The sequence below is a fragment of the Alishewanella longhuensis genome (assembly GCF_014653435.1).
Classification (GTDB): Bacteria; Pseudomonadota; Gammaproteobacteria; order Enterobacterales; family Alteromonadaceae; genus Alishewanella; species Alishewanella longhuensis.
The window spans coordinates 202,912-215,355 of sequence record NZ_BNAO01000002.1 but is presented as its reverse complement, the minus strand read 5'-3'; the positions used below and the strand labels follow the sequence as shown (position 1 = coordinate 215,355).

The 12,444-nt window shown below is 46.9% G+C and carries 10 protein-coding genes; 4 read left to right on the top strand and 6 right to left on the bottom strand.

Translation table 11 applies throughout. The annotated features are described in order from the left end of the window. Nucleotides 1-13: 13 nt before the first annotated feature. Complete coding sequence (locus IE163_RS04985; RefSeq protein WP_189430847.1) at nt 14-445, top strand: CBS domain-containing protein; 432 nt, start codon at nt 14-16, stop codon at nt 443-445. Here IE163_RS04985 and IE163_RS04980 read toward each other — a convergent pair. Both IE163_RS04980 and IE163_RS04975 read right to left on the bottom strand, forming a co-directional pair. Continuing rightward, a complete protein-coding gene (locus IE163_RS04980; protein WP_229833438.1) occupies nt 442-1,128 on the bottom strand; it encodes a lytic transglycosylase domain-containing protein in 687 nt (228 codons plus the stop codon). The two genes, IE163_RS04985 and IE163_RS04980, sit on opposite strands and share 4 nt — an antisense overlap. 11 nt (nt 1,129-1,139) lie before the next feature. After that, nucleotides 1,140-2,417 (bottom strand): DUF3422 domain-containing protein, encoded by a 1,278-nt coding sequence (locus IE163_RS04975; RefSeq protein ID WP_189430845.1) that lies wholly within the window; start codon nt 2,415-2,417, stop codon nt 1,140-1,142. A 315-nt stretch (nt 2,418-2,732) separates the two neighbouring features. Here IE163_RS04975 and IE163_RS04970 point away from each other — a divergent pair, with 315 nt between their 5' ends. Then, on the top strand, nt 2,733-3,608 hold the full coding sequence (locus IE163_RS04970; protein WP_189430843.1) for an EamA family transporter: 876 nt from the start codon (nt 2,733-2,735) through the stop codon (nt 3,606-3,608). Nucleotides 3,609-3,726: 118 nt separating this feature from the next. On the opposite strand, the gene IE163_RS04965 is transcribed toward IE163_RS04970, so the two are convergent. The 3 genes from IE163_RS04965 to IE163_RS04955 are packed head-to-tail and all read right to left on the bottom strand — an operon-like array spanning nt 3,727 to nt 8,746. Next, on the bottom strand, nt 3,727-6,822 hold the full coding sequence (locus tag IE163_RS04965) for an efflux RND transporter permease subunit (protein ID WP_189430841.1): 3,096 nt from the start codon (nt 6,820-6,822) through the stop codon (nt 3,727-3,729). Between the two features lie 10 nt (nt 6,823-6,832). Beyond that, nucleotides 6,833-7,951, bottom strand: coding sequence for an efflux RND transporter periplasmic adaptor subunit (locus tag IE163_RS04960; RefSeq protein WP_189430838.1), 1,119 nt, complete (start codon nt 7,949-7,951; stop codon nt 6,833-6,835). A gap of 60 nt (nt 7,952-8,011) precedes the next feature. Next, a complete protein-coding gene (locus IE163_RS04955; protein ID WP_189430835.1) occupies nt 8,012-8,746 on the bottom strand; it encodes a TetR/AcrR family transcriptional regulator in 735 nt (244 codons plus the stop codon). Between the two features lie 203 nt (nt 8,747-8,949). On the opposite strand from IE163_RS04955, the gene IE163_RS04950 reads away from it, so the two are divergent. Next, a complete protein-coding gene (locus tag IE163_RS04950) occupies nt 8,950-9,372 on the top strand; it encodes a CBS domain-containing protein (protein ID WP_189430832.1) in 423 nt (140 codons plus the stop codon). Nucleotides 9,373-9,545: 173 nt separating this feature from the next. After that, nucleotides 9,546-10,172 carry a TetR family transcriptional regulator gene (locus IE163_RS04945; RefSeq protein ID WP_189430830.1) on the top strand — a complete coding sequence of 209 codons (627 nt, stop codon included), beginning with the start codon at nt 9,546-9,548 and terminating at the stop codon, nt 10,170-10,172. Between the two features lie 65 nt (nt 10,173-10,237). Here IE163_RS04945 and IE163_RS04940 read toward each other — a convergent pair whose 3' ends face one another. Continuing rightward, nucleotides 10,238-12,394 carry a S46 family peptidase gene (locus IE163_RS04940; protein WP_189430828.1) on the bottom strand — a complete coding sequence of 719 codons (2,157 nt, stop codon included), beginning with the start codon at nt 12,392-12,394 and terminating at the stop codon, nt 10,238-10,240. Between the last annotated feature and the right edge of the window lie 50 nt (nt 12,395-12,444).

The following is a 12,444-nucleotide window of genomic DNA, read 5'->3' as shown; positions in this document are numbered from 1 at the left end:
AATGGAGTGACCTATGTCGCTACTGGCTATTATGACATCAAGAGCGAAGTTAATTACCACCCATGGTGATGCTAATCTGGCATCACTACGTCAGGTATTTAGCCAAGCACGTTTTCAGCACGTTCCGGTAGTTGACAGTACCGACAAAGTAATAGGCATTGTCTCGGTAAAAGATTATTTTAAACAGCTTAGTCCGGTAATGGACGCCGCTAGTGATCAAGCTATCGGGCTTTTTATGCGAACCCGTAAAGTTCATCAGGTGATGGTTTCCCCCGTTATCACGGTGCAAGCAGATGTTAGTTTACGAGCGGCTGCGGCTATGCTGGTAGAAAACAATATCAGCTGTTTGGTGGTGACTGACAAGCACAATCATTTGCTTGGATTGCTCTCCTGGAAAGATGTCGTCAAAGCCGCCTTGTTTGCGAAATCGGCACAAAAGCCTTAGGGGTTTTGTGCATATCGGGCAAGTAAAATTTGCACTCGCTCTACATAAGCCTGTGTCTCTGGAAAAGGGGGGATGCCATTGTACCGCCTTACTGCGCCGGGGCCGGCATTGTAAGCTGCCAGTGCCAAGGGTAAATCGCCGTTAAAGTCGACTAATAGTTTGGCTAAATACTGGCTACCAGCCCGGATATTCTGCTCGGGTTCCAGCGCATTTTGTACAGCAAAGTGCTGCATCGTTGTTGGCATCAATTGCATTAACCCTGCCGCACCTTTTGCCGAAATGGCGGCAGGGTTAAAGGCAGACTCCGCATGGATAACCGCTCTAATTAACGCCTTCTCAAGTTGCTGCTCATGCGCTACGGTACTAATTATTTTGGAAAAACGTTGTGTAAATAAGGGCGTATTTTGCCAATTAATACTGGAAGCGGGGGCACAGGCAAAGCAATCGTACCGTAGTAATTCAAAGGGTACTGCGCGCGGACGTTGATCAGAAAAATGTGCTACCCCATCGGCCGACACGGTTTTGTAAACCACAAACTGCGGTTTAGCTTGTACTGGGATGGATTGAACCGGTGCCGCAGATGGAGAAAGCTTAACCTGTGGTTTATTGACTGGTAATTCAGTGGCATAACCTAATTGGTTTAAGCAGGCCCAAATTACCAGGATAGATAAATAGCGTTGCACCAGATAGATCCTTAGTGTTGTTTTTTTGCGCGCCTACCAAGCCAACTTAGGAGTATTGCTACCGTTAACACGATGATAGGCACACTCAAACTTTGCCAGAACGCCAAGTTCAGATCAGTTAGCCAATACGATGTAGCAGCTAATAATTTATCACCTAATTGCACAGCGTAATAGCTAATAGCAACAAAGGAAAAACCTTCTACCATTTGTTGTAATTTTAATTGTAGCTTAGCTTTCTGTTCCATAGAGAGCAAGAGTTGCTGATTTTGTTGTTCAAGCTTTAGGTTGATTCGGGTGCGTAATAATTCGGTAGAGCGACCGAGCCGTCCAGACAGGGTATTTTGTCGCATTTGTACCGATTCACTAGTTCGAAAGGCTGGGGTGAGTCGTCTCGCTGTAAAGTCTTGCAGCGACAACAAATCATCAATAGCTATTTCTTCTAGCGCTTTTAACCGGTCTAGTGTTAACTGATAATAGGCTGCAGTAGCTTGTAAGCGTGAATTGTTTTCAGCAATTAAACGCTCAGTGGCGGCTGCTAGCTGAATAATTTCCTTTAATAACTGCTCATCATTGTGTGGTTCTTGTTCAATACGTTGGGTGAGTTGTGCTAATTCCTGTTCTAGTTGATTAAGCTTATGTAAGCTTTGTCTGGACACTGGCCAGCCCAATAAGGATAATTTTCGATAGTTGCCCAAATCAAACAGCTGCTGGACCAGGCGCCCCAACGCCCCTGCGGATAAGCCTGCATTGACCAGCAGCATCCGGCCTGCGCCTTCAGCATGTTTCTGAAAATCGGTCCAGATCCGTGCTTTACCTGCGGCCAATTGACTACTAATACAGTTCTCAGCGTTAAACAGTGAGGCGACGTCATACGCAATTAATTCTTGTTCACTGGCAACAACGGTAAGTTGCACAATACGAAAAATCTGGCCGGGTATCTCACTAAACCAATCCCGTGCGGGTAAAAAATCCAGCGGATCATCAAACCAGGGTTGCTCAGCACCTTGTCGGATAAAGGTATAGCTGGAAAACTCTCCATGGCGCTCCCAACGGAGCCATTGGCCATAAAGTGGTAGGGTAATATCCTGAGCGTTCTCTGCGAGCTGACTACCCAATTGTAAAGCTAGCTGTTGCATTAGTTGAAATTCCAGCGTTCTGGAAGCCGGTGTCACTGTTAGCATAAAATGACACAGGCGGCAGGGAGCAGTAACTGGCGGAAAGGTACGCTGTTGCAGTTCTTTATCTAATACATCACGTAGTGGATGGTTACGGCGGGACAGACTTTCCATAAATCACCTCAGTGTTGCTTGTTTCGTCCTAATGTCCAACGAACAAGTTGCAGCTACTATGCCAGTCGTTTGGCAGTAGCCAACATTGCGGTAAAGCTATGACAAATATCTAAAAATATTATGAATTTTTTATGAGTTACCAGCTAGTTCACCTTGAGTCATGGCGGGCGATGCGTCAGGTTAAAGCAATTTGCCTGTTTTCGGTGCAAAATAACCGGACAAAACACGCTATAGCCGCCGCGCTTGACATACAATAGTAGTAAGACGGTGCTGACATAAAAGTCGCACTGAAAAGAGTTTAAATGGAGAGTTGTCTTGCAACACAATAAGGCGGTATTGCTCGCCATTGTCAGTGTTTTGCTGGCGATGGTCACTATCCAATCCGGGGCCTCAGTGGCCAAACAGTTATTTCCGGTAATAGGTCCTGCTGGCACCACGGCTTTGCGTGTTGGTTTTTCGGCTATCATGCTTTGGCTGGTATTTCGCCCCTGGCGTCACCTGCCACAAGGACGGAACTGGCGTGCGGTCATCGTGTACGGTATTTGTCTGGGCGGTATGAATTTACTGTTTTATTTAGCCATCGCTCGTATCCCGCTGGGTATAGGGGTAGCGTTAGAATTTACCGGGCCTTTGGCAGTAGCCTTGTTTTCATCGCGGCGGCGTTTGGATTTACTCTGGGTCGCGCTGGCGCTCGGTGGTATTTTATTATTACTGCCGGATATGCGTAGTGTCGATGCCTTAGATCCTGTTGGTGTTATGTTAGCGCTTGGTGCCGGAGCCTGCTGGGCTGGCTACATTTTATTTGGGCAGCGCGCTGGTAATCTGGCTTCTGGTGGCATTACTGTCGCGTTAGGGATGACGGTAGCAGCCTGTTTTTTGGTCCCTATAGGAGTGGTCAGTGCTGGCAGTGCTCTTTTAAGTTGGCAGGTGATCCCATTAGCCATAGCCGTCGCAGCCTTGTCCAGTGCATTACCTTATAGTCTGGAAATGGTGGCGTTGAAGAATTTACCAGCGCAAAGCTTTAGTGTATTAATGAGCTTAGAACCTGCTATTGCAGCAATGGCCGGGTTTTTATTACTCAGCGAGTTACTTAGCTTTAGCCAGTGGTTGGCGATCCTATTGGTTATCGGGGCATCGTTAGGAAGTACCTTGTCAGGCCAGAGAAAGGCTGCCGTGCCTGCAACAAATTAGGGCTTATAGCTGCTCTTGGTTAATCAGCAACGGATAAAATAAGGCGGGATTGCGTTCCCGCCTTATTTTTACAGCTCGTTAAATGCGCTGTACAGTGAGTGAATATTCTCTTAGACCGTTAAGCTTCAGGTTGAGCTACCTCTTTACTATCGCCGCTTATCTCAGGATCTTGTTGATAATCCCGTGCTAGCAGTAGATACATGGCCGGTACGACATAAAGAGTAAAGAAAGTACCGATAGTCATACCACTGGCAATCACTACGCCCATGGCAAAGCGCGAGGCGGCTCCGGCGCCACTGGCAATCAATAGCGGAATAACCGCCAACACTGTCGCCGCCGTCGTCATAAGGATAGGGCGCAGGCGCAGGGCAGTGGCTTCTTCGATAGCATCGCGTTTGCTTCTGCCTTCTTGTTGCAGCTGATTAGCAAATTCGACAATCAAAATACCATGTTTAGCGATCAATCCGACCAAAGTCAGCAAGCCTACCTGGGTATAGATATTGATGCTGGTTACGCCTAAACTGGTGAAGATTAACGCACCACATACGCTCATCGGTACTGTTACCATAATAATAATGGCGTTCTTGTAGGATTCAAACTGGGCGGCTAAGACCAGGAAAATCACAATCAAGGCAAAGAAGAAGGTCACAACTAGTTGCTGCCCCTCTTGCTTATATTGGCGTGATTGACCGGCATAGTCGACACTAAAGCCTGCCGGTAGCACCTCTGCCGCAATTTGATCCAGTACTGCTAAGGCTTCACCTAGTGGCACGCCAGGGCGTGGTACACCGGAGATTTTCACCGCATTTAACTGCTGAAAGCCCCGCAACGCTTGCGGTTGAACTGACTCGGTAAGGGTAACCAGCGTTGATAAAGGGATTAATTCGCCTTGTTGATTACGGGTGTAGTAGTCTGTTAACTGAGCCGGGTTTAAGCGCTCTGCACGTTCTACCTGCGGAATAACCCGGTAAGAACGATTATCGAGCGCAAAGCGCCCTGCATCAGCACCCGATAACAAGCTGCCAAGATCTGCGGCAATTTGCTGCATCGATACGCCCATTAAAGCGGCTTTTTCCCGATCAATCTGCACCGTTTGCCGTGGTTTATTGATTTTCAGATCGCTATCGACAAAGATAAAACGGCCTGATGCCATGGCGCGGCCCAAGACTTCCTGCACTACTTCATCCAAGGCAGCAAAAGGCAAGGTTGAACCAATCACAAATTCTATAGGGGTACCATCACCGGGCGAGGGTAAAGAGGGCGGAACTAAAGCAAAACTATTTAAGCCCGGGATCCCAGATAGGTGTGGCTGAATGTTTTGTTCTAGTACCTCGGCAGTGCTACGTTCACGCTGATCCCAGGGCGCTAATACAAAACCGGCAATGGCTGAGTTAGTACTACCCATACCATTAATGATAAACACATTGCGGATTTCGGGCGCTTGCTCTGGCAGTTTGTTTAGCTCGGCGGTATTACGCTCCAGATAATCTAGCGTGGCGTAGCTATCGGCCTCCAGAATAGAGAACACAAAGCCTTGATCTTCAGCCGGTTCCAGCTCAGAGGGGCTGGTCACAAACAAGAAGTAACAAGAGACTAAAACAATGGCCGCAAAGGTTAGCACTACCGGCATGGTATTTAGGGTGCTATGCAGTTGCCGCTGATAACCGGTACGCAGCTTTTCAAACCGGGCATCCAGCCAGGCTTCCAAGGATTTTTCTTTTTTACCGGCGTTCTGATGTGGTTTTAAGATATAAGCACACATTACCGGCGATAAGGTGAGTGCCACTATCCCGGATAAAATTACTGACGCGGCCAGCGTAAAGGCAAACTCGACAAAGAGCACGCCGGTAAGGCCGCCAACAAAACCAATGGGTAAAAATACCGCGACCAGCGTTGTCGACATAGTGATAATAGGCCAGGCGAGTTGGCGAGCGCCTAGGATCGCCGCATCAATCCGCGAGTGGCCTTCTTCGATAAAGCGGTGGATATTTTCCAGCATAATGATGGCATCATCTACCACTATCCCTATGGCTAACACCATGGCTAGTAAGGTTAATAAGTTAATCGAGAAGCCTAAGATCCACATTAAAAAGAAGGTACCCACCAAGGATACTGGTATGGCGACCGCTGGAATAATCACGCTGCGCACCGATCCCAAAAAGGCATAGATCACCAGTACTACGATCACTAGCGCTAAAACAATAGAGATGACGACTTCATCAATGGCGCTCTCAATATACTCGGTTGAGTCATAGGGAATATCGGCGTCCAGACCTTGCGGTAGCTGCGGGATAATATCGCGGTTCCAGACTTTCCGTACTTCGGCAATCACATCCAGGGCATTGGCATCCGGAGAAATCTCAATGCCCATAAAGGTGGCGGCCAGGCCATTAAAACTTACTGAGTTATCATAGCTTTCTGCACCCAGTTCAACCTCGGCAATATCGCCAAGACGCACTAAACTTTGGCCATCGGCACTGATCACCAGCGCATTGAACTCTTCGACACTGCGTAAATCGGTAGCGGCATTTAACGCTACCGTAACCATTTGCCCTTTGGTGCTGCCGAGCGCCGCCAACACATTATTGCTGCGTAAGGCTGCGCTTACATCAGAGCCAGTAAGGTTGTAGGCTGCCATTTTTGCGGGGTCAAGCCAGATGCGCATGGCAAAGGTGCGGGCACCTAAAATTTCTGCGCGCTGCACGCCAGGTATAGTCGCCAGCTGTGGTTCAACCACCCGCACCAGATAGTCAGTGATCTGATTATTACCCAGTATTTCTGAGTAAAACGATAGGTACATGGCTGCAACGTTCTGGCCCATTTTTAATGAGATCACTGGATCGCGGGCATTTTCTGGCAGCTCAGAGCGGATCTTGTTTACCTGGGCTGCGATTTGCGTGAGTGCTTCATTCGGTTCGTAATCCAGGCGCAAATAAGCCTGAATGGTACTGGAACCCGCAACAGAGGTAGAGACCAGATAATCAATCCCTTCCGCTGCTGCAATTTCCCGTTCTAGTGGCGTCGTGATAAACCCCTGGATCAAATCTGCATCAGCGCCAACGTAAACAGTGCTAACGGTGACCACGGCATTTTTTATTTCCGGGAACTGTCGCACATTCATTTCGCTAATGGCTCTTAAACCCAACAGCAAAATGAGTAAGCTGACTACACTGGCCAGGATCGGCTTGCGAATAAAAATATCGGTAAAGCGCATGGCAAAATCCTTACTGGTTAGCTGGCGTAGGGTTTAAATCAGCGCTTGGTTTGGTGGTATCATTTTCAACGATCTTGACTACAGCGCCATTACGTAACTTTAATAACCCTGACGTGGCTACTAGCTCACCGACTTCTAAACCTGCCGTTACTGCAACCAAATCGCCACGTGCTTCACCGGTAGTAATAAAGCGTTGTTGTGCCTGTTGCTGGCCTTCTTGTTCAGTAATGACAAATACCGAGTTGCCGTAAGGGTTAAATTGCACAGCGGTTTGCGGAATAAGTGTAACCTGATTACCATTACCGCTATTTAATTGCACTCTAGCAAACATTCCCGGGCGTAATTGGTGCTGTGGATTGGCAAAGGTTGCCTGTACCTCAATACTACGGCTGCTTTCCCGGATTGCCGGAGCGATAGCCGTGATTTCACCACTAAAGCGTTGGTCTTTGAAAGCATCGACCTGAATAGATAAAGGTTTACCCAGTTCAACCATCGTCAGTTGTTGTTCAGGCAAGGTGAAATTAAGATAAATAGGATCCAACGATTGTAAACTTACCACTGGTGTACCACCCGTTAGCAATTGGCCTAAACTAACTTGACGGATGCCGGCAATACCATCGAACGGAGCATATAACGACTTTTGCGCAATACGGGCTTGTTGGGAGGCGACGGCAGCACTAGCTTGTGCTGCTTCACTTTCTCTGCGGCGTAGCTCTAACTCGGAAACGCCCTTATCCTTAAATAAACGCTCCAAACGGCTTTGCTCTAACTTGGCCAACTGCTCTGCTGCTTGCAGCCTTGCCAGCTCAGCCTGATCGACACTGTCATCCAATTGTACTAACAACTGGCCTTTTTTAATGGCCGCGCCATTTTCAAACTGTATCTGGCTGATAATACCGCTAGCTTCGGTGGTAAGCTCAGTACTGTTAAGGGCTGCAAAGCTACCCACCGCATTAAGATAAGGCTGCCAGTTATCCTGACTTACCTTGGTGGCAGTAATAGCTGCCGGTGGCATTGGCATATTGTCAAAGAACTGATTCATAAAATAATTGCCAACGGCTTTGTAGCCAAAGATGCCGCCAAACAACACTACGACAACAATCAGCATAATAAGCATACGCTTAAACATGGTTTCTCCTTGAAAGGGCTAGGCCCGAAAGTAACAATAATTAAAAATCAGTTTCAGCCATTAGTCGGCATTACAACTGCTAAACCAGGGTTTTAGCAGCGTTTCTAAACGCTGAATTTGTTCAGCCAATAAGGCTCGGTCATTCAAATCGATTAACGGTTGCCATTGCATGCCATTTAGTAGCATATGCAGATGGCGGTATCGTTGCAGTGGATCCTTGTTTCCACCGAAGGCTTCCAATAAGCCTTCGGTTTGTTCCAGCGTATTACTGCCAACACAAAGAGCCCAAGGAGCGACAGACAAGGCAAAGGCATCACAGTTGTGTGCTGGTAATTCCTTATTGTCGATAGCTTGCTGCACAATGCCACTCACCAAATCAGCCAGTGGTTTACTGTTGGCTAAAATGGTTTGTCGCCTTGCTGCTGAGGCGTTTTGCCATACCACTTCTGTAAACACATACTGCTCAAGTCCGGCATGGCTGGGGTTGTGCTGTTGATTTATGTTTTCTGCTACGCAGATAGCAAGCATTTTTTCCCGGCTACTAATGGGCAGGGCAGAGATCCCTTGGAAAAAACGCAGTTGGTGGCAACTATTGCGACCAACCAAGGCCACTAGCAGGTCTTCTTTCGAGCTGAAGTGCTGGTAGAGTGTGCCTGTGGCGTAGTCACAGGCTTTAGCTAGTGGCGCCATTTGTAATTGCAAAATACCGTCTGTTGCGATCAGTTCCGCTGCTTTATCTAAAAAAAGTTGCTCTCGCTCCGCGCGTTGCCGCTCTTTACGTTCTGTTACCGTCATAAGATCAAAATCTTCTCCGTTAGGGAGGGTGATTATGAATCCAATTCAAAAATTGAGCAATATTCAAATTGCTTTTGACGAAAAAATTGATCCAGGTTGACGCAATCGCGGCTGTTTTTGGTTATAAATAGCCATAACAGACGAGGCCCTGTTGTCGGGCTAACCCAAAATCAGCACGGTATAAACACTTTGAAGGATAGGATATGACTATTGAAACTGTAGCGGATCTGATGACAGCAGATCCTTTATCATTATTACGTTCTGCGTCATTAAAGGATGCGCATGATTTAATGCGTGAGAAAAACATCCGGCATATCCCGGTGATCGATGAGCAGGGGCAGCTAGTTGGTATGCTAACTCAAAAGGTAATGATGGCGGCGGTGATTGGCCTGCTGGCCAAATATGGAGCTACTGCGCTAGAGCGTAAAGAAAAACAACAATTGGTTGCTGATTTAATGCTAACTGATTTTGCCACTGTCACTGCAGACCAAAATTTGCGTGAGGTTGCTACATTTTTTGTGAAAAACCGGCATGGTTGTTTGCCGGTGATAACACCAGAAAATAAGCTGGTTGGTATTTTGACTTCGTCTGATTTTGTACGATTAGCGGTAGAACTCTTGGCATAATCTGACAATGCTTGTTCAACTGGTCTATGTTGTTTGGTTATTCAGCGTAAAAGCGTTGTAGCAAACATTCATGAATGTTAGTTTCTTAGCTGCTAGGCTTTTCCCAGTAGTTTTTAACGCAGGTAAGCCAATATTAAATAGATATAGTGCAGTTGAGATGAAGACCAATTACTATGACCAGACCTTGCAAAGCGGATTCTGAGCAAACCCGTGATAGAATTTTAGATGCGGCAGAACAAATGTTTCTGGAATATGGTTACGGTAAAACCTCATTGGAGATGATAGCTCGAGCCGGTGGTTTTACCCGTGGTGCTATTTATTGGCATTTTTCCGATAAAGTGAGTTTATTTAACGCCATGCTGCAGCGGGTAAAACTACCAATGGAGCGCATGTTTGAACAGAAAATTGAGCAAGAGACTGATCCACTGCAAGCATTGTATGAGATGTGCCATGCTAGCTTAATGCAATTATTCGAAGATGAACGGCACTACAGAGTTCATGCTATTCTGTTAACGCGTTGCGAACAAGTTGGTGACTTAGCCGATCTTCATCAACATGATATAGAGTTACACAACCGCATTAGACAGCGCTGCGAAGCTCTATTTGTCAGCGCGCGCGCGCAAGGCCGTGTTGCCGCGGATTTAGACGAAAAACTGGCAGCCTTGTCTTTAAAATCTTACGTCATGGGGTTATACCTGACAATCTTACGTGAGCAGCATGAACAGATTAATATTGAGATGGTACAACGGTTGTTAGCCATGTACTTCGATAATATGCGCCGAGCAACTGTGACGCAGTAACTAGCAAAACCGACCAATGAAACAGCCACTTTCACATCAGCAAAAGTGGCTTTCAGTCAATTAGGTTATAATACACCTAACTCTTTCAGTAAGTTGTCTGCTTGATCAACCATCTGCATTTGCCACAGCATAAAGCGCAAATCTACCTGAATCGAGCGAGTATTCGCCGGGTTGAAGTCCCAATCTGAAATGATGGAATCAAGCGTGCCGTCAAATGCCAGGCCAACAAATTCGCCTTTACCATTTAGAATCGCAGAGCCTGAGTTACCGCCAGTAATATCCAAGGTTGCCAAATAATTCACCGGAACAGAATTTATGCTTTCTACAGCATAGGGACCGTAATTCTTGGCTTTAATGGCGTCCAGTTGGTTTTGTGGAGCATTAAACTCGCCCTCGCCGGTCGCTTTAGCGGTAATACCCCGCAAGGTGGTAAAGGCACTCCAGGCGTTACCATCTTCATTACCGTGCGCGCGGCCTTGCACATTACCATAGGTCACCCGCAGGGTGCTGTTGGCATCAGGATAGACGGCTTTACCTTGAGATTGCATAAAAGCAATTTTTGCTCGCATATAGCTGGCATAAGCTTGTTGGATCTTACCAGCTAATTCCTCTTGTTCTGCTTCACGCTTCATATCCGCGCTGTATAAGGCAACCGCGGCTTTGATAAAGGGATCACTGCTTTGTGCAAACTGGTCTGGAGTGCTCTCCAGCATGGCATTACGCTGTGCCATATCCGTCAGTACCGTGGTATTGTACCAACTGGCAATTAACGCGCTTAAAGCTTGCTGATCCATGCCGTCTTTAATGCCTAACGCTTTATCAAAATCAGCATTGCGTTGTTTTTTCGGCAGAGCAACATACTTGGCTAGATTATGCAGATCCAAGGCTTGCTCAACCTTGGCATCAAAAGAGCGATCCATCCCGGCGACAAAGGCTTTAAAGCGTGGTAAATCGCGTTCCTGGAAACCTGCTTTACGTTCTGTATCTGCTTTGGTTCCCTCTTGTGCTAGCCGATATAAGCTTCTGGCTGTGCCCAGCAGGCGTGGCGTAGCATTACTTAGTAGGTAATTATCACGACCAAACTGTTGTTGCTGTTGCAAAAGTTTTTCGATATTACTCAGATCTTTGGCGTAGGCTTTTTTATTGGCACTATTACCATTCACCCAGGCGCTGAGCGCTTGATGCTCGGCTTGTTTACGCGCTAAAAAGTCACTTTGTGCATAGCTATCCAGCATACCCTGACGATTTTTAAGGACATTATTCAGGCCTGCTACCCGGCTAGCATATTTTAGGGCGGCATCGCGATTATCAGTGGTTTCCCGGTCAATGATCTCCAGTAATTCGGCTAAATAAGTAACTGTTTCTGGGTAGCTCCAATCAAAGGTGTTGGCCACTTCAGAGGGTAAGCGATGGCGATTAGTGCGGCCTGGATAACCCAATGCCATCACGAAATCACCTTCTTTCAGGCCCTCTTTAGCCAGTTTTAGGTGAAAGTCAGGTGTATAAGGCACATTGTCGGCATGGAAGTCTGCTGATTTGCCATCTGGGCTAACATAGGCGCGCAAAAAGCTATAGTCGCCAGTATGGCGTGGCCACATCCAATTATCGGTATCGCCGCCAAATTTACCTACACCTTCTGCTGGTGCATGTACCAGGCGCACATCTTTAATTTCCAGTTGTTTGATTAAATAGTACTCCAAACTACCGTAATAAGCAGCAACAGAGCAGCGATGGCCAATGTCTTGTTCGCATTGTGCAACAATAGTTTTCTGGTTTGCTTCAATCGCATCAACCCGTTTTTTTCCAGACAATTTTGCCGTTTTTGCATCAATTACTTGCGCAGTAACGTTATCCACTGCTTTGGTAACGAAGATACGGCTACCAGGAGCAGCGGGCACTTCCTCAGCAAAAGACATGGCTAAAAAGCCATTTTTTAGTAAATCGTTATCGGCTGTCGAGTTGTGAGCTATGCTGTTATAAACACAGTGATGATTAGTCGCTACTAAGCCCTGTGGTGAAACAAAGGACGCAGAGCAGCCACCCAGGCTAACAATTGCTGCCATTGGGAATTCGGTGAGTTTTGTTAGGTTAGCCGGATCAAGCTCAAGGCCCGCTGCTTTTAGTTGAGGTGCAATTTCTGGTAGTTGTTGTGGCATCCACATGCCTTCATCGGCAAAAACAAAATTACTGGTTATTGCTAACACAATTAGGGATTTTTTCATAATTCGCTTTCTAGTTAGAGGGAGAGGACCGGCGATGTTGCCTGACCGTA